The organism is Sporosarcina sp. FSL K6-2383 (genome assembly GCF_038618305.1).
Classification (GTDB): Bacteria; Bacillota; Bacilli; order Bacillales_A; family Planococcaceae; genus Sporosarcina.
Genome location: NZ_CP152017.1, coordinates 33,111 through 50,036, shown reverse-complemented (window position 1 = coordinate 50,036; position 16,926 = coordinate 33,111). Strand labels below are relative to the sequence as shown.

Sequence of the window (16,926 nt, the reverse complement as noted above, 5' to 3'; positions counted from 1 at the left end):
TGTGGTGGGATTTAACGCTGAAAGACATTCAAACAATCATTTGATTAGCCTTGCAACTTGCTGAAAATTCACATATACTAAATTCAATCAAACAATCATTTGAATGAGGTGTGGATATGACAAAGGAAATATGTGAAGTGACGGTCGTTCATGAAGAAGTGGTAGAACGAGTACAACAAGCCTTGCCTGATATGGGGGCAGCTGTTCAACTATTTAAAGCACTTGCGGATGAAACCAGATTAAAAATTGCCTACTCACTAACATTAGAAGAAGAAATGTGCGTCTGTGATGTCGCAGCAGTCATTGGTTCTTCCGTTGCCACTGCCTCACATCATTTACGTTACTTGCGAGAAAATGCGCTTGCAAAATCACAGCGTAAAGGAAAAATGGTCTATTATGCACTCGCTGATGACCATATTCATCAGCTTGTGAAAGTGGCATACGAACATACGACGGAAGGTGATAACCATGACGGTGGCTGAAAAAACAGAGTATCGACTTGAGAACCTGACATGTGCGAGCTGTGCGATGAAATTTGAGAATAACGTAAAAAAACTTCCTACTGTTGAAGAGGCACAGGTGAATTTTGGTGCTTCGAAATTATCATTTAGCGGTAGTGCGACCATTGAAGATATAGAAGCAGCGGGAGCTTTTGATGGTATTAAAGTAGTCCCCCTTCAAACGAAGCGAGTCGAGGCTAAAATTCCATTCTTGAAGCGCAAAGAAAACATCGTAACGATCTTATCTTTGCTATTTTTAATCGCGGGCATGATTGTGTCATTCCGTTATGCTGAGACACATTCAGCAGCCATTACCCTTTTTGCTGTCGCTATCGTCATTGGTGGGACTGGCATATTTGAAACGGGCCTTAAAAATCTTATCCGTTTTGAATTTGATATGAAAACACTTATGACAATTGCGATTATTGGAGCAGCTATCATCGGCGAATGGCGCGAAGGTGCCGTTGTTGTTTTCCTCTTTGCGGTGAGTGAGGCACTGGAAGCCTATTCGATGAATAAAGCCCGTCAGTCCATCCGCTTACTGATGGATATCGCACCACCTACAGCTATCGTGAAACGAGGCAGCGAACAGCTAGAGCTGGCAACAGAAGATATTGTCATTGGCGATATTTTGTTAGTGAAGCCAGGTCAAAAAATTGCGATGGACGGTCAAGTGTTGTCAGGATCTTCTACGGTCAATCAAGCAGCCATTACAGGTGAGTCAGTGCCTGTTCACAAAACGGCTACTGATGAAGTGTTTGCAGGTACGCTCAATGAAGAAGGTGCACTAGAAGTAACGGTTACGAAGCTGGTTGGCGATACAACGATTGCGAAAATTATTCATCTCGTTGAAGAAGCGCAAGCAGAAAAAGCACCGTCACTGAAATTTGTCGACAAGTTTGCGAAATATTATACACCTGCGATTGTTGTGTTGGCGATTCTTATCGCTATCGTTCCTCCGATGTTTGGCGGCGATTGGAATACATGGATCTATCAAGGACTCGCGGTACTTGTTGTCGGCTGTCCTTGTGCACTCGTCGTGTCTACACCCGTCGCCATTGTCACGGCAATCGGTAATGCGGCACGTCAAGGCGTTTTGATTAAAGGAGGCGTCCACCTTGAGGAAACAGGGCGTCTTGATGCCATTGCTTTCGACAAAACGGGTACATTGACAAAGGGCTATCCAGAAGTGACGGATTTCATCGTCAACGAAGGAGTTGCCAAGGAACAGTTGTTGAGTGCAATTGCGGCAGTAGAATCGATGTCCCAACATCCGTTGGCAAAAGCAGTTGTCGATTATGCGCGTGACAATGGCGCAGAAAACGTTGTCGTGACCAATTTTCAATCCGTGACAGGTAAAGGTGCCTACGCGGAAATCGATGGTATGAAAATAGCTATCGGCAGTCTTGGCTGGGCACAGGAACTTTCTACGCTCCCAGAGTCGATATTGCAACAAGCGGCTTCTTTACAACGCGAAGGAAAGTCGGTCATGGCGATTGTCAAAGGCTCAGCCTTTAGTGGCTTATTGGCGGTTGCAGATCCAATCCGTGCAGAAAGTCAGGCTGTTTTAAAACAATTAAAAGCGATTGGCATTCGTCATACGGTGATGCTAACAGGCGACCATCAGACAACAGCACAAGCGATTGCTGATAAGCTAGACGTTGAAGATGTGCGTGCGGAATTGATGCCTGAGGATAAATTGACGGCTGTTAAACAATTGAGTGAACAATATGGTCGGGTCGCCATGGTTGGTGACGGTGTAAATGACGCGCCAGCATTAGCGGCGGCATCCATCGGGATTGCAATGGGAGGGGCAGGAACAGACGCCGCATTGGAGACGGCAGATATCGCTTTGATGGCAGATGACTTAGAAAAACTACCCTATACAGTGAAATTAAGTAGAAAAACATTGCGAATTATCAAGGAAAATATTATGTTTGCATTAGGTTTAAAAATTGTAGCATTACTTCTTATCATTCCGGGATGGCTAACATTATGGATTGCCATTTTTGCGGATATGGGTGCAACGCTACTAGTCGTGCTGAATTCATTACGATTATTGCGCATTCATAAATAACAAGTAGGCTGTACGGAGGTAAATACAAATGCGATTACAAGAGTGGACAATGGAAGAGCAGGAGCAGCTTATCCATTTTATGACGACGAACTCATGGCCTTTTCACGGGAATTCCGATCCGGGGCGTGAGCTCATTGAAAAGGCAATTGAAGAGGGCGGCTATGAGTCGGATGAAGTGAAGACATTCTGGGTGGAAAATGACAAAATGGATAAAGTGGGTATCGTGAAAATTTATGATTTGCAAGATGAAATCCCATTATTTGATCTGCGTATTGCAGATATGTCGAGAGGATACGGCTATGGTCCGAAAGCGCTTCGCCTTGTCGCAGAATATGTCTTTGGCTTACAAGGGAAGAAGATCCGCTTAGAAGGTCATACAAGGCAGGATAATCTTGCGATGCGTAAAACATTTGAACGTGCTGGCTTTGTCAAAGAAGCACATTTGCGTCATGCATGGTTTTCGCCAAAAGAGAATTCTTATTATGATGCGGTGACTTATGGGATTACACGGGAAGACTTTATAGCAGGGACGACAACGCCTGTTGTTTGGGAAGATGGTGAAAAGGCGACGACATTGCCGAGAATTCCAGATTTCACAGAGTCATTTGAATCGGAACGCTTAATTATTCGAGCACCTAGAATTGGTGATGCCTTGGATGTTTGGAACGCGAAGCAGAACTCATTACCTGCATTACGTGAGTGGATGGTGTGGGCGCAAGAGGAACCCGAGTTGAATGAGACAGAAGAGAATTTACGCAAAGCAGTTGCTGATTTCATTACGCGTCAAGATTTACGATTCCATCTTTATAGTAAAGAGACTGGGGAATTCATTGGCGCATCAGGACTCCATAGAATCGATTGGTCCATTCCGAAATTCGAAATTGGTTATTGGCTTGCGACAGAATTTGAAGGCAACGGTTATATAACGGAAGCCGTTAAACGAATTGAGCAGTTTGCCTTTGAGCAACTAGGAGCACGCAGGATAGAAATTCGATGTGATGAAGAAAACGTGAAAAGCCGCAGTGTTGCAGAACGTGCAGGCTTCATCTTAGAAGGGATTTTGCAACAAGATTCCTTATCACCTGATGGTAATGTTTTACGAAATACATGTATCTATGCGAAAATAGACTAAAAGAAGCAAACTGTGACATCCTGTAGTCCTTTGCTGGAGCTAGGCAATAAAAAAAGGGATGCCGACTTTAAGTCGACATCCCTTTCGTTACAACGATCGTTTTCCAGTAATGAGTTGGAAGATAAAGATGATACCTGCTATAACAAGGAGGATATGGATTAACCCTCCTCCAATTTTGAACACAAGTCCCAATAACCAAAACACGAAAAGTACTGAAATAATGAACCAAATAATACGTCCCATAAAATTCACTCCTCTACTTTATCTATTCAATATTTACCCAGCGAAAAGAAAGTGTAAACATTGTGTGGAATAAAGGAGAGTAATTGGAGGGGCTACTACATACTGGAGGTGGTATGGTTGGCAACACCAGGTATGGAAGATTATCTTGAACAGATTTATTTGCATATCGAAGCGAAGGGCGCAGCGCGTGTATCGGATATTGCGGAATCACTTGCGGTTCTTCCTTCATCCGTCACAAAAATGGCACAGCGACTCGATCGCGAGGGATACATCGTCTACGAGCGCTATAAGGGGCTCGAGTTAACGAATAAAGGTTTAGTATTCGGAAAGAAGCTTGTGAGGCGTCATGAGCTTCTTGAGCAGTTTCTCCGCATCATCGGGGTAGATGAGGAGAATATTTATGGTGATGTGGAAGGAATTGAACATCATCTTAGCTGGAATGCGATGGATCGCATAACGGATCTCGTTGAAGCAATGGGGCAAGACAAAGAGTTTGTTAGAAAATTACGCGTAATGGATCATAAGGAAGAGGTAGATCAATAATGGAAGAACTTAAATCGGGCTACACTGCCGACTTGGATGTAAGAGAACGGGATGGCTCGCGCTGGGTCTTGGATGGCAATGGTGACGATATTATGATGAACGCATCTGATGCAAATGACACGATTCAAGAAGGGGATACAGTTCGCGTATTCTTGTATACAAATCGTCGGGGTGAACTGACGGCGACGATGCAAATGCCGCTAATGACAGCCGGAACATATGGCTGGGCGCGTGTTATTCGTGTGGATGATAAAGAAGGTGTGTATGTTGACATCGGTTCTTCCTTTGAAGTACTCGTCAATCGAGCGGATATGCCTAGAGTGCGTTCACTGTGGCCAAAGGTAGACGATGCATTATATATGACGCTGCGCATGGATTTGGGCGGCAATATCTTCGGTCGACTTGCAACGGAGGAGCGCGTGCTAGAACAAATTAACGAAGCGCCATCAACTTCTTTAAATATGAATGTTAAAGCAAGAGCCTATCGCTTATTACCAGTCGGTTCGTTCATGCTGAGTATCCCTGACAATCACCGCATTTTTATTCATAACACAGAGCAAGCAAGCGAACCACGCATCGGGCAAGAAGTGGACGTGCGTATCATTGCTGTACATGAGGATGGGACGTTGAATGGTTCTATGCTACCAAGGAAAGAAGAGCGTTTAGGCGATGATGCTGAAATTATCTTACGCTATTTGGATGAAATTGGAGGGCGGATGCCGTTCACTGACAAATCTTCGCCGGATGAAATTAAGGAAATGTTCTCCATCAGTAAAGCATCGTTCAAACGCGCTCTTGGGAAGCTGATGAAAGAAGGAAGAATCGAACAAAGCGATGGATGGACAACGTTGAAATGATCGACTAAGTGGGAACTTTTCTGACTCTGAATCGTACTAATCCCTATAACAAGGAGGAATGTATGTGAAACGTTTAGTGACTATGATGATGGCGGTTGTACTAGCAACTGGTCTATTAGCACCTGGATTTGCCCATGCAGACGACCCGGCCATTGATGAAAAGCTAGGTGTGCCAATTGTTGTTTACGGCGCTAATCTATCTGAGGCTGAAAAGGAAAGTGTAAAGTTAAGTTTAGGTGTTGCTAAAGAGGCTGAAGTAGAAGAGATTATGGTCGACGGCAGTGATCTTGTAAAATATATTAAAGATGGCGACAGTAAAGCAAGGATGTATTCATCAGCTAAAATTACAAGACGAGATGCGGGTAAAGGACTTGTGATTTCGATTGTGACAGAAGATAATATTACACAAGTGACGCCGGATATGTATGCGAATGCAATGCTGACGGCTGGAATTGAGGATGCGATTGTAGAGGTTGCATCACCAAAAAAAGTGACGGGGCATTCCGCGCTAGTTGGGATTTATAAAGCCTATGAAGTGTCAGGTGAAACGCTCGACACAGAACGAACAGATGTCGCAAATGATGAATTGAATTTGGCGACAAAATTTGCGCAAGAAGTGGGCGTTGACAGTGACAAAGTATCCGAGCTGTTGACGGAAATAAAAAAACAAATTGCAGAGCAAAATCCTGCAACGAAAGAAGAAGTTGAGAAAATCGTTTCTGAGCAACTCAAGAAATTAAATATCGAGTTAAGCGCAGCTGATCGCCAACTACTCATTGATCTGATGGATCGAATTAGTAAATTGGACATCGATTTCAGTAAGCTATCTGAACAACTAGACGATATGGCATCGAAAATTAAAGATAAGCTTGGTGAAATTGACCCAGGTTTTTGGGATGCAGTGAAAAATTTCTTTACGAGTATTTTTGACTCCATTCAATCATGGTTTAAGTAAATCAATTTCATAATAAAGCTATTAAACATGTAACTCGAACAAAGTTGATTTTCGCTTCAGGTGGACGCTTTCCGCGGGCACGGTTTCAGTCAATCGAACAGCGTAGGGTTCGATTTGCCGTATTTCTACGTCTTTTTGTAGAAATTAAGGCATCCTGCTCTCAACGCTTCGCTTTTGTTCGCAAAAGCCGTTCTTCGTGACGGCTTTCGCTGGAGTCGCCACCTTACGCTACAATCAGCGAAAGTAGTCCAATTTATTAACGAACAATGAAGCAAAAATTTAAATCGTTCATCTTTATTCGCGGAATAAGTAATTATGAAATTGAATTAAGTAATTATCAAAACGGAGCTTGCGGAAAGGGGTAGTGAAAATGGAATTTGAATTTGAATTTGTAGAATTAGGTGGAGATGCTTTTGCATTCCGCCAAGAAAAAGAAGGCGAGCTACTCGCTGAAATTACGTGGACACTGCTCGGGGATGTTATGGTGATGGACCACACATTTGTGTCGCCTGTTCTTCGAGGTCAAGGTGTCGCGAAATTGCTGCTAGACCGTGCCGCTGACTATGCACGCAGTAACGAATTGAAAATGGAGCCTGTGTGCTCCTATGTAGTTTCCGCGTTCGAACGATATAAAGACTATGACGATGTCAAAGTATAACTCGGAAAATCGAAAAAGTATTATAAAAGGCAATCCGTTTAGTAGCTCTAACGGATTGCCTTTTATTGTAATGCTACAAATACTAATTGCATGTCTAATCCCTCACAATAAAATAATGAAATACACAATACCCGTCAACATAGATGCGCCGGCGACGGTGTACAATAGGTCGGCTGGACTAAAAGTTGACCATTTTTCCATTCGTAACGTCCCCTTTCTCTTCAGTTGTAAATGTTGCATATATACTAAGTACCCTATTTGAAAAAAAGTGAAACCTATCCTTCCAAATAACGTATACTCATATATAGAATAAAAGAAAGAGGTGCACTTCGTGAAGCGAACAGCAGAAAAATCCTTATCCATTATAAGTGCCGTATTATCAATAATAGGGATCATTATAAGTATTGGTTTGGTGGCTTTATTTAATTTTATGAAAGCAGATCCACTGTTCTGGAGTGATTTAGAACAGGAGCTACTTTTAGATCCAACAGTAAAGCCCGGGGACATCGAAATCTTGAATGTATTTTTTGATGTCTTTGGAGGTACCTTATGGTTTATCATCATTGCTCTTATCATTAGTTTGATATTGACGATTGTCGGCATAGTGAACATTTGGAATAATAAAAATCCAAAGCTTGCTGGAATATTGTTTATTATCTCGGGGGTGTTGGCTGGATTCATTTCGATACCATCGATACTTCTTTATATCGCTGGTATTCTATGTTTTACAAGAAAACCACCATTAACAGATAAAACGCAGTTTGCAGACGATTCATATGATGGAACGATGAGACCACTGTAAAAGTGCACAAACAACCCGCTTTCCTTTATACATACAGGAAAGCGGGTTGTATTAAATCATATAAGTACAGGATTGTGAATATAATAGACATATTGTGCTGTTTCAACGAGATGGCCTTCAAAATATTCTTCAAATACATCGAGTAGCTCAAAGCCGTGCTTTTCATAAAAAGCACGTCCATTGGTATTGCGTCTATCGACATAGACGAAAAACTGTTGTGCGTCACTTAACATGGACAATGCGTATTTAAGTAACTTTTCCCCATAGCCAATAGACTGATGTGAAGGTAGGATATACATCGCAGTCAATTCAGAATCACCATCTTCATCTTTTCTAGTGAAGTTGGCAAAACCAATAGGCATTCCCTCACACTCTGCAATTAGTACAGTAGACTTTTCCATACGTTTTAGCATCATAGCATTTGAATAAGAACGATCGATAAATTTTGTCTGAATATCTTCGGGAATAAGACCTCTATATGTTTCGTGCCAAGTTATACGAGCAATATGTTGAACATGCGCACTATCCTTGGCTGTCATCAGTCGGATCATTGCACTGTCACCTCAGTATTTCTTTTTGTCATCATAACAAATAATCAGTATGAAAACTACTGTTGTCATCAAAATGTTATATAACAAAAACGTGATGATGAAGTCGGTTGAAATGGGAAAGGAAAAGGAAAGTTTGTAAATCAGTATAACCGGGTATAATAAGATAGAAGATTTGAATATAAATTTGGAGGAATGATTGTAAATGGCACGTAAACGAAGTAATAGCTTACTTATAGCGACGATGGCTGCGGGTGCTTATGCGTATTTTAGTAAAAAAGAAAATCGTGATAAGGCACAAGTCGCCTTCAATAATATGAAAACTAAAGTTGATTCCTTTATAGGATCACAAAAGCTAAACCGTTCCCCTGAAACAAAAGTAGGTCATTCGGACCCTTATGATATTCAGGACAATAAAATGGTGAGCGAAGGTGCTCAGACAAGTGTCCATTACTATAACGAAGAAATTGAGGATGACGTAAAAATGACATCTGAAACAGACGGACTTTATCACAAAAAAGAGCAGGGTACTTCAGATCAACAGTAGAATACCTCGCAGGAAATGCTTCCTAGCAATAGGGAAGCATTTTTTTGTTGAAAATAAATTAGGAAGCTATACAATTAAGATATATGAAATTGACTAAACCAACGTTTTGTTATTAAAAGGAGTGGGAAGGGGTAATCAGGTGTATATCGCTTATGGGGGGGAACGAATAGAGTTTATTGAAGCTTTTATACGTGAAGTGGAACAAAACAGAAATAGGGGAGACTCTACAGCTTTTTTTAGAGTAGAAAAGAAGCTACTGCGTCATTTGTTTTTAAAGGAAAAAACAGAAGCGCATCGGGCGGTGCGAGAGGTTATCAACTGTATACCAGTCCATGGAAAGAGTGGTAGCGTGAATGCAGTTAAATATTATTTAGTTTCCCTGTCTTCGATGATGGCTAGGCTGATAGAAAGTAATCCGCGTGTCGCTAACAGGGCATTTACGTTCAATACGGCTTGTTTCATGGTGATAGATTCAAAGTTGAATGATCATAATGCTGTTGAAGTAGCGGGTGAACTCATTGAGTTTTATATGCAGTTGTCGACAGAAATTAAACGGCCAAAACTTATGCACAATACCGTGAACAATGTAATTAGCTACATTGACGAAAGGGTAGAGACGTTGCTCACCGTGGAGGATATTGCGAAGAATTTCAACGTTAGCGCCAGTCATCTATCGCGTATATTCCGGGGGAATACAGGATCCACGCTTGTCGAATATATTAATATTCGTAAAGTGGAAGAATCCCAATATTATCTCCGTTTTTCAGATAAGAAAATTGCTGATATCTCAAATCAATTCTTTTTTTGCAATCAAAGCTATTTTACACGTATATTCAAGAAATATACCGGACAAACACCAAGGGAATTTCGTCGTAGTTCAGCAGGCGATTTCCCTCAGTTCACAATTTCGGAAGAAAAAAACAATCTATCGACGGTCAATCATTGAAATAAGGTAGCTAACTAGGGTATACTTTGCAGTAGTTTGAATTAGTGAAGGTGAGCTCAGATGAAAAAGAAAATTGGGTTAGTAACAATGTTGATGATGACTGCTGTTTTCCTAAGTGGTTGTGCCGGTGTTGAGAACAAAGAAGGTACGTTTTACGATATTTTTGTTAAGCCAATGGATTGGTTATTAGAATTTTTTAGCAATCAGTTCAATGGTAGCTATGGTCTTGCGATTATACTGATTACAGTATTGATACGGCTAGTTCTTATGCCACTTATGCTGAAAAACTATAAATCGCAGCAAAATATGAAGGTTAAAATGGACGCACTTCGTCCAGAAATGGAAGATATTCAAAAGCGCATTAAAGAAGCGAAAGAAAAAGATGACAAAGAAGGGCAAGCGAAGCTTCAGCAGGAGATGATGGGGCTCTATTCGAAACATGGAGTCAATCCATTAAACATGGGCTGTTTGCCATTAATCATCCAGATGCCAATCATCATGGGCCTCTATTTTGCTATTCTTTATTCACCAGATGTAAAATCGCATCAATTCCTATGGTTCAATCTTGGAGAGCCGGATATGATTATGATGGTGTTAGCGGGTGCCGTTTACTTTGTCCAAGCACGTGTTTCACTTTGGACAATGCCTGAACAGCAACAGAAGCAGATGAAAATGTTCATCTATATGTCTCCAATTATGATTATGTTCATATCTTTCAAAGCGATGTCGGCTTTACCCTTGTACTGGGCGGTTGGAGGAATTCTTTTAATCTTCCAAACGTATTTAGGACGTAAGTTTTACTACAAGGAAGTCCAACCAGTAGTCAAAGAAGAAGTGGTAGAAGAAGCTGTTGAATCAACAGAAGAAGTCGATGAACCTGTAAAACTAGAGAAAAAGAACAAAGGTAATAAGTAAGATAGGCTGGAGAGCAATCTCCGGTCTTTTTTTATTATCCTTTAAAATGGATTGAAGACACTGGAGGGAAGCTCTTGTTAGGAGAACAGTTGTATAACCGGATAAGGAAATCACGAAATACATTTTTGATATTCGCCACTATGATCATCCTTTTCTATTCTGGAATATCATTTACGTTTGTAATTCCAGGACTGAAAGGGTTTAATTTGTTCTCTGTGGTTTTGACATTATTAATGTATTTCATTGCGGTAAATATATTTGTAGGCTTATTTAAAGATAGAATATGGTTTATTTTTATGATCTGTTTAATTTTAACTAGCCTAGGAATGGGTTGGCGTTTGTGGCTTGAATGGGGAGAATATAGTTTAGTTGAACATACGAGTCTGGCGGTTTATATCGGTTATCCAAGTGTTAGTGCTATCATTATTACAATATTTTATATCATCGGCAATTCTATATTTGGAAAGAATGTCAACTTTTCATTAAAATAATAGAGTGTTTTAATTAAGTGAAAACTTATTATTGTGCCTAAAAATGGTGAAATATAGAACGGCAGTAGGCGATGGTGAAATTGTGATTTTTGAATCCTCTTGGATTTTAAATCGTATTAACTTGATTCAGCAGAAGTCATCCACTTCTATAAGTTGGCAGGATGAATGCCAGAAATGCATTTGAATCAGAGGGAGTTCAACAAACTCCCTGCTGATTCAAGTTAAGCCTCCGGTGGATGTCAGGGATTTTGAAGGGAGTTAATTGAGCAAGCTCAATTCAAAATTCCAACGCAATTACGCCGAGGCGCAATTGATTTACTAAGGAGGTTATGTAATGCATAAACGTAAGAACAAAACACTTATTGTTTTTTTGATTTTAATTATGTCGATATCAGGATTTATACTTTCTGGTTGCTCCCAAGACGAAACAAGGGACCCAAATAAGGTAGTCATTCAAAAGGTACTAGAGCTCCAATTTACGGGACCCGATAAGGAGTTTATGGACTTGTTGTGGAATCCTAAATACAAGATTGTTGAAAATGGGGCAGAAAGAAATTCAGAATTAGATAAGTATATAGAAGAGGTTTATGGAGAATATTTCACAGAGAGCCAACTAGATTTCTTCATGCGGGCATTCGGTACTACTTATCAAAGCTTCGCTGATTTTTCTGGATATACGTTACATTTTAAAGAAGCCTTGATTGAGCAGAATGAGCAACACTCAAATCGGTATACTTTCATAGCGAAGGTAGGGTATCAGAAAGATGGGGATGAAGAAAAAATAGTGGATGTAGAAGGTTTAGTCCTTTTTTCTACAAAAGAAGAAGGGAAAATTGGGAAGTTCCAATATGGAAATGACAACGGATTCTCAGATATATTGAGACAATGAGCAATTGAACAATGACTTTGTTAGTCAATCCGGCGCGTTTGTGGAAAATCATCAGCACTGCGGGAGAGAGGTGAGAGAGACAATGCAAGTGAAATGGATATTTGGTATTGGAATTGCAGTGGCATCTGTTGCGGCACTCTATTTTATCATTCAACTTAACTTTGGTTATGCTATATTGGCGATGGTTGCTCTTTTTTCAATAACGAATGGAGCAAGAGCGAAATCTTTTAAAGCGCAAGGGTTGGAACGAGAGTCGAAGTGGATGCGGTGGTTGTCACTTTTTTTTGCTTTAGCATTTATCGTACTGTTCATTTTTACTGTGATGGGTTAAAAAAAGACATGCAACGGGAACTGAAATTCCTGCTGTACGTCTTTTTTATTGTGTTAATTTAATAAGCGTATTTTTTTCGGGTCATGAAGACAATGATAATGGCTGGGACTGAGCAAACAATCATGCCAAGGAACGCCAGCCTTGGAGAGATATCATATAAGTAACCACCAGGGAATGTAAGAATAGCGGTACTCAGACTCATCGCAAATGCAGCATACATGCCTTGTGCAGCCGCAATTTGATGGTTTGGCAGTTTTTCTGAAATGAATTTAATAAATGCGAAATGGGCCACGCCGAAAGATGCTGCGTGTAAAAGTTGACTCCCGATGAAAACAGATGTGAGCGGGAATAAGGAAATGGCGAGCCATCTGACTGTAGAGCCAATTCCGGCAATTAGGAACATCGTAGAAACGCGCATATTGGCGAGCCATTTGTCAGCTTGTGTGAAAAACAAAATTTCAAATAGCACCGCAACATTCAAAATGACACCTATGTAAAATCCGTTTACGCCAAGATCATCTAGAAAGATGAAGCCAAAGTTATAATAGGAGGCGTGTGCACCTTGTAATAAAATGACGAGAAGTAAAACGACAGCGAAACCTTTTGATGTAAAGAGAGCCTTGATATCGATGGAGCGATCTTTTTTGTCCGTTTTCACTGGGTTTACTTGCAAAGCTGCTGGTGCGGGACGCATAAAGAACAGTGTGGCAGCAGCCAATCCAGCAATCATCATGTATAGAATGGCCTGCTCAGACCAAATAGCCGTAGCAGCCCCTATGAGTAGCAAGGCAATGGTATAGGCGAAAGAGCCGAATGATCGGCTTTTACCATAATGGATTCGATCTGTTTTTATTAGTATGGAAGCACCGCTTTCCACCGCAGGTAAAATCATTGGATAGATGGCGCTGAAGAGCATTGTAATGATTAGCAAAACACTGAAGGATGAATTCGGTAAGTAAAGAAGTGCTAAAATAAGCGCTACAAAGGACAGCCATCTTATCGTTCGGATGAGTGATATTCTTTGTGTCATGTATGGGAAAATAAGAAAAGTAGACAGTGCACGTGCAATCATACCTGCCCCCATGATTACACTTGCCGAAGTGACAGATAATCCTTTTTCAATGGTTAACCAACCGGTCCAATAGGGAAGGAACACACCCCATGTAAAGAAAAAAGCGAGAAAGCTTATTGATAGCCATCGTTGGTTATTCATCTTTCTACCCACCTCCTTTAAATTTGCTGAATGAAGTTAAATGATAGCACACGCAGACTTGAAAGAGAAATGATGGTAGACTATATATACATAGTGAGAAGGAAGGCATTACGATGAAAAAGAAAACGAAATATAATTATCAAAAGAAGAAAAAAGGGCAAAGTAAGGCTCTGACAATTACGCTACTCATTTCAGCTATTATCATGACGGGACTCGTCGCTTGGCTCGGCATGAATGACTGGAGTGTGGAAAAGAGCGTGAGGGAGTTTCAAAAAGCTTTTGGGCTGACAATTATTGTAGAAGAAAATCCTGAACCCGAAAAAGAAGAACCGGATTTGGTTGAGCCACCTGAAGTTGTAACTGACGAGGAGGAGCCTGAGGAGCCGGTAAAGGAACCTGAAGAAACTACTGAGAAGGCACCTAATACGATTATAGAGCAGAGTCCAACTATCGATAACGGCGGCTATATTGAAGGACAAAAACTACCTGCGGAGCCGACATATGTAAAAGGAGTTTTGGTTGCTAATAAGAAGCACCCTCTACCTTCAACATTTGCACCTGGTGAAGACAAGACGGCGCGTGCGGCGTTTAATCAGATGGCGGCAGAAGCTACACTGTCCGGCTTTAAACTTACAGCTTTTAGCACATATCGAGAATTCGACTATCAGACGACACTTTACGAACGATATGTCGCACGTGACGGTAAAGAAGCAGCTGATACATATAGTGCCCGTCCAGGCTATTCCGAACACCAAACGGGACTGGCCTTTGATATTGGTGAAGTGAACTTTGAGAAGCATTGGGCTTCGTCATCCTTTGGGGAGACAGAAGCGGGCAAATGGGTAGCGGCAAATGCTCATCGCTTTGGCTTCATCTTGCGCTATCCAATGGGAAAAGAATCTGTGACAGGCTATATGCATGAATCATGGCATTTTCGTTTTGTCGGCATTGAAATAGCAACCGATATTTTTGAACGAAGTATTACATTGGAAGAATATCTTGGAATCTGATGACTCGCCGAAAAGGGGCGCCCTCATAACATGGGAGCGTCCCTTTTGTTCACTGCACTATTTCCGGAACTATTGCACGTTGTATGGGCTGTCTCTATTTACTTTTAGCAAAAAAGTGACACTTCCTAAAATAACAATGGAAAAGACCATGACGAAAGCTTCGGCCGCCAAAATTGCATCTTTGGCGGCTCTCTCCAGTTAAGAAACCTCTATTTCCTCGTCCCCAATAGCATTAACTCTTCGTGTATCTACGTTTTTGGAGAGCGCCGGATGAACGACCACCATACGATTATCGAAAAAAATGAATAGGGATGCGGCAAAGTCGCATCCCTATTCATAAATAGTACGGTTATCGTATAGAAGTCGGTTCAATCCTAAAGCGATCAAAAACGTTTATACACAGAGCACCTGTTGTTTAATTAAGTTATTTTTTGGCGTTTTTTGTTCATTATAAAATAGGTGATAATAAGCGGGAAATGGATTCCTTAATTTTAATCATGCGTGAACGTTGTAAATACGCTTCGTATGTCAATTCAGTTGAAAGTTGAATATCCTGCTCGAATAATTCAGCGAGCTCATGCGATTTTTCGCGATCATAGATGAAGGCATTTATTTCAAAATTTAGCTTGAAACTACGTACGTCAATATTAGCCGTACCAACAGTGGAAAGCTCATCATCGACGACGATTTGCTTCGTATGCAGGAAACCATTTTCGTAAATATACACTTTGGCGCCAGCCTTTAACAGCTTGCCGATATTTGAATAAGTAGCCCAATAAACGAACATATGATCAGGTTTATTCGGAATCATAATTCTTACATCAACGCCCGACAAACAAGCAATTCGCAATGCATCAAGGAAGCTAATATCTGGTATGAAATAAGGTGTTTGAATATAAATATACTTTTTTGCGATAAAAATCATCTTCAAATACCCATCTTTAATTTGTTCCCATTCCTCATCGGGGCCACTGGAAACAATTTGCATACCGACAGAACCTTTTCGGGGAATTGCAGGGAAATAACGTTCTGCATATTCAATATCATGCTTATCTGATGCTTGGTTCCAGTCTAAAATAAATCGCGTTTGAAGTGGATGTAATGCGCTTCCTTCAATACGAAGATGTGTATCACGCCAATAGCCAAATTTACTATTCAAGCCGAGGTATTCATCTCCGACATTGAAGCCGCCTACATAGCCGATTCGTCCGTCAATGACAACGATTTTTCGATGGTTCCGATAATTTAAACGTGGGTTAATAAGAGGTAGGGTAGCTGGGAAGAAGGCTTCAACCTCTCCACCGTGATCCGTCAATTCTCGCAAATGTCTTTTATGGAGTCCGCGAGATCCAATATCATCGAAGAGTACGCGCACTTTTACACCCTGCTTCGCCTTACGAACTAGCACATCTAATATTCTTTTCCCTAAGTGATCGAGGCGCAAAATATAATATTGAAAATGGATATGATCTTTGGCGTGCTCTAAATCATGGATGAGCGCCTCGAATTTTGCTTCCCCATCGTTGAAAACTTGAACGTCATTGTCTTGCGTTAAAACAGCATGATTGTTTCGCAGGTGAAGGTAAATCATATCTTGATAATGAGCTGTATCATCAAGCCTAAACTCAAGTGTATCCTCTTCAATCGCCTCAATTTGGTAATCAATCAATTTTTCGATACCGATTTTACTGCGACCTTCCCAACGGAAAAGATGCTTTTCACGTAATTGTCTACCCAGTAATAGGTAAATGAAGAAACCAAATATAGGGATGAAAAATAACACAAGGAGCCATGCCCATGTAGAGGTTGGGTCCCTTCGTTCCAAAAAAATAAGTGCAATTGCCAGAAATATATTCAAAATAAGAGTGGCTGTCACTGCCAGGCTGATTAATTGTGTCATAAGCGCCCTCCTTTGCAAATAGATGCTTATTTAATTAGTATAACGGATAACGAAGGTAAAAGAAGATAAAGAAACTAGAACAGCTAGTTATTATCTAAATCGTTTCTACTATCGTGTTAACCAAAGGCTAAATTTTTCTGCAATAGATTTGAATCACTATTGAATGATATGCATATTCTATGTCTATCACGACGATATTTAGAGAAAGGATGGTGTCTGGTAAAACATAATACCTACTTGACTGATTGGTATTGATGGTATAAAGTATGTTCTGTACTTATTAAAAAGGAGGAGGAACAGAATTTGGATACATTATTTCTTTTATTGAACATCGCAGGGCTACTGTTGCTCGTCGGTATATTATATGGA

The 16,926-nt window shown here is 40.7% G+C and carries 19 protein-coding genes; 15 read left to right on the top strand and 4 right to left on the bottom strand.

The window, feature by feature from the left end; all coding sequences use genetic code 11:
• Positions 1 to 116 precede the first annotated feature (116 nt).
• Genes MKZ10_RS00285 through MKZ10_RS00275 form a run of 3 tightly spaced genes read left to right on the top strand, consistent with a single transcriptional unit; the run spans position 117 to position 3,709 of the window.
• Positions 117 to 482, top strand: coding sequence for a metalloregulator ArsR/SmtB family transcription factor (locus MKZ10_RS00285; RefSeq protein ID WP_342506766.1), 366 nt, complete (start codon positions 117 to 119; stop codon positions 480 to 482).
• Positions 469 to 2,577, top strand: coding sequence for a heavy metal translocating P-type ATPase (locus MKZ10_RS00280; RefSeq protein ID WP_342506764.1), 2,109 nt, complete (start codon positions 469 to 471; stop codon positions 2,575 to 2,577). Before MKZ10_RS00285 ends, MKZ10_RS00280 begins: the two co-directional genes overlap by 14 nt.
• A 28-nt stretch (positions 2,578 to 2,605) precedes the next feature.
• On the top strand, positions 2,606 to 3,709 hold the full coding sequence (locus MKZ10_RS00275; RefSeq protein WP_342506762.1) for a GNAT family N-acetyltransferase: 1,104 nt from the start codon (positions 2,606 to 2,608) through the stop codon (positions 3,707 to 3,709).
• 87 nt (positions 3,710 to 3,796) lie between these two features.
• Here the strand turns inward: MKZ10_RS00275 and MKZ10_RS00270 are convergent, their stop codons facing one another.
• Complete coding sequence (locus MKZ10_RS00270; RefSeq protein WP_342506760.1) at positions 3,797 to 3,952, bottom strand: lmo0937 family membrane protein; 156 nt, start codon at positions 3,950 to 3,952, stop codon at positions 3,797 to 3,799.
• Positions 3,953 to 4,069: 117 nt separating this feature from the next.
• Between MKZ10_RS00270 and mntR the strand changes: the two genes are divergently transcribed.
• The 5 genes from mntR (at position 4,070) to MKZ10_RS00245 (ending at position 7,767) form a co-directional block, all read left to right on the top strand.
• Entirely contained in the window at positions 4,070 to 4,495 is a 426-nt protein-coding gene (gene mntR, locus MKZ10_RS00265; RefSeq protein ID WP_342506758.1) for a transcriptional regulator MntR, read from the top strand.
• Complete coding sequence (locus MKZ10_RS00260) at positions 4,495 to 5,352, top strand: S1-like domain-containing RNA-binding protein (protein ID WP_342506755.1); 858 nt, start codon at positions 4,495 to 4,497, stop codon at positions 5,350 to 5,352. Before mntR ends, MKZ10_RS00260 begins: the two co-directional genes overlap by 1 nt.
• Positions 5,353 to 5,440: 88 nt before the next feature.
• On the top strand, positions 5,441 to 6,307 hold the full coding sequence (locus tag MKZ10_RS00255; protein ID WP_342510292.1) for a DUF1002 domain-containing protein: 867 nt from the start codon (positions 5,441 to 5,443) through the stop codon (positions 6,305 to 6,307).
• A gap of 370 nt (positions 6,308 to 6,677) precedes the next feature.
• Positions 6,678 to 6,965 (top strand): GNAT family N-acetyltransferase, encoded by a 288-nt coding sequence (locus tag MKZ10_RS00250; RefSeq protein WP_342506753.1) that lies wholly within the window; start codon positions 6,678 to 6,680, stop codon positions 6,963 to 6,965.
• A gap of 331 nt (positions 6,966 to 7,296) precedes the next feature.
• Positions 7,297 to 7,767 carry a DUF4064 domain-containing protein gene (locus tag MKZ10_RS00245; protein WP_342506751.1) on the top strand — a complete coding sequence of 157 codons (471 nt, stop codon included), beginning with the start codon at positions 7,297 to 7,299 and terminating at the stop codon, positions 7,765 to 7,767.
• Positions 7,768 to 7,823: 56 nt separating this feature from the next.
• Here MKZ10_RS00245 and MKZ10_RS00240 read toward each other — a convergent pair whose 3' ends face one another.
• On the bottom strand, positions 7,824 to 8,318 hold the full coding sequence (locus MKZ10_RS00240) for a GNAT family N-acetyltransferase (protein WP_342506749.1): 495 nt from the start codon (positions 8,316 to 8,318) through the stop codon (positions 7,824 to 7,826).
• Between the two features lie 202 nt (positions 8,319 to 8,520).
• Between MKZ10_RS00240 and MKZ10_RS00235 the strand changes: the two genes are divergently transcribed.
• The 6 genes from MKZ10_RS00235 (at position 8,521) to MKZ10_RS00210 (ending at position 12,434) form a co-directional block, all read left to right on the top strand.
• Positions 8,521 to 8,862 carry a hypothetical protein gene (locus tag MKZ10_RS00235; RefSeq protein ID WP_342506747.1) on the top strand — a complete coding sequence of 114 codons (342 nt, stop codon included), beginning with the start codon at positions 8,521 to 8,523 and terminating at the stop codon, positions 8,860 to 8,862.
• Positions 8,863 to 9,001: 139 nt separating this feature from the next.
• Entirely contained in the window at positions 9,002 to 9,808 is an 807-nt protein-coding gene (locus tag MKZ10_RS00230; protein ID WP_342506745.1) for an AraC family transcriptional regulator, read from the top strand.
• 60 nt (positions 9,809 to 9,868) lie between these two features.
• On the top strand, positions 9,869 to 10,723 hold the full coding sequence (gene yidC / locus MKZ10_RS00225; RefSeq protein WP_342506743.1) for a membrane protein insertase YidC: 855 nt from the start codon (positions 9,869 to 9,871) through the stop codon (positions 10,721 to 10,723).
• 74 nt (positions 10,724 to 10,797) lie between these two features.
• Positions 10,798 to 11,214: an ABC transporter permease gene (locus MKZ10_RS00220; protein ID WP_342506741.1), complete on the top strand. Its 417-nt coding sequence runs from the start codon at positions 10,798 to 10,800 to the stop codon at positions 11,212 to 11,214.
• A 334-nt stretch (positions 11,215 to 11,548) separates the two neighbouring features.
• Positions 11,549 to 12,103 carry a hypothetical protein gene (locus tag MKZ10_RS00215; protein WP_342506739.1) on the top strand — a complete coding sequence of 185 codons (555 nt, stop codon included), beginning with the start codon at positions 11,549 to 11,551 and terminating at the stop codon, positions 12,101 to 12,103.
• An 82-nt stretch (positions 12,104 to 12,185) separates the two neighbouring features.
• The gene (locus MKZ10_RS00210; protein WP_342506737.1) at positions 12,186 to 12,434 is read left to right on the top strand and encodes a hypothetical protein; all 249 of its coding nucleotides are present in this window, start codon (positions 12,186 to 12,188) and stop codon (positions 12,432 to 12,434) included.
• 58 nt (positions 12,435 to 12,492) lie between these two features.
• On the opposite strand, the gene MKZ10_RS00205 is transcribed toward MKZ10_RS00210, so the two are convergent.
• Complete coding sequence (locus tag MKZ10_RS00205; protein ID WP_342506735.1) at positions 12,493 to 13,647, bottom strand: MFS transporter; 1,155 nt, start codon at positions 13,645 to 13,647, stop codon at positions 12,493 to 12,495.
• A 113-nt stretch (positions 13,648 to 13,760) separates the two neighbouring features.
• On the opposite strand from MKZ10_RS00205, the gene MKZ10_RS00200 reads away from it, so the two are divergent.
• Positions 13,761 to 14,657 (top strand): M15 family metallopeptidase, encoded by an 897-nt coding sequence (locus tag MKZ10_RS00200; protein WP_342506733.1) that lies wholly within the window; start codon positions 13,761 to 13,763, stop codon positions 14,655 to 14,657.
• 448 nt (positions 14,658 to 15,105) lie between these two features.
• On the opposite strand, the gene cls is transcribed toward MKZ10_RS00200, so the two are convergent.
• Entirely contained in the window at positions 15,106 to 16,557 is a 1,452-nt protein-coding gene (gene cls, locus MKZ10_RS00195; RefSeq protein WP_342506731.1) for a cardiolipin synthase, read from the bottom strand.
• Positions 16,558 to 16,926: the final 369 nt, after the last annotated feature.

Bases quoted from the DNA above. Each gene is read 5' to 3' on its own strand.
- MKZ10_RS00285 (WP_342506766.1), top strand. From the start codon at position 117: ATGACAAAGGAAATATGTGAAGTGACGGTCGTTCATGAAGAAGTGGTA.
- MKZ10_RS00280 (WP_342506764.1), top strand. From the start codon at position 469: ATGACGGTGGCTGAAAAAACAGAGTATCGACTTGAGAACCTGACATGT.
- MKZ10_RS00275 (WP_342506762.1), top strand. From the start codon at position 2,606: ATGCGATTACAAGAGTGGACAATGGAAGAGCAGGAGCAGCTTATCCAT.
- MKZ10_RS00270 (WP_342506760.1), bottom strand. From the start codon at position 3,952: ATGGGACGTATTATTTGGTTCATTATTTCAGTACTTTTCGTGTTTTGG.
- MKZ10_RS00260 (WP_342506755.1), top strand. From the start codon at position 4,495: ATGGAAGAACTTAAATCGGGCTACACTGCCGACTTGGATGTAAGAGAA.
- MKZ10_RS00255 (WP_342510292.1), top strand. From the start codon at position 5,441: ATGGCGGTTGTACTAGCAACTGGTCTATTAGCACCTGGATTTGCCCAT.
- MKZ10_RS00250 (WP_342506753.1), top strand. From the start codon at position 6,678: ATGGAATTTGAATTTGAATTTGTAGAATTAGGTGGAGATGCTTTTGCA.
- MKZ10_RS00240 (WP_342506749.1), bottom strand. From the start codon at position 8,318: ATGATCCGACTGATGACAGCCAAGGATAGTGCGCATGTTCAACATATT.
- MKZ10_RS00235 (WP_342506747.1), top strand. From the start codon at position 8,521: ATGGCACGTAAACGAAGTAATAGCTTACTTATAGCGACGATGGCTGCG.
- yidC (WP_342506743.1), top strand. From the start codon at position 9,869: ATGAAAAAGAAAATTGGGTTAGTAACAATGTTGATGATGACTGCTGTT.
- MKZ10_RS00215 (WP_342506739.1), top strand. From the start codon at position 11,549: ATGCATAAACGTAAGAACAAAACACTTATTGTTTTTTTGATTTTAATT.
- MKZ10_RS00210 (WP_342506737.1), top strand. From the start codon at position 12,186: ATGCAAGTGAAATGGATATTTGGTATTGGAATTGCAGTGGCATCTGTT.
- MKZ10_RS00205 (WP_342506735.1), bottom strand. From the start codon at position 13,647: ATGAATAACCAACGATGGCTATCAATAAGCTTTCTCGCTTTTTTCTTT.
- MKZ10_RS00200 (WP_342506733.1), top strand. From the start codon at position 13,761: ATGAAAAAGAAAACGAAATATAATTATCAAAAGAAGAAAAAAGGGCAA.
- cls (WP_342506731.1), bottom strand. From the start codon at position 16,557: ATGACACAATTAATCAGCCTGGCAGTGACAGCCACTCTTATTTTGAAT.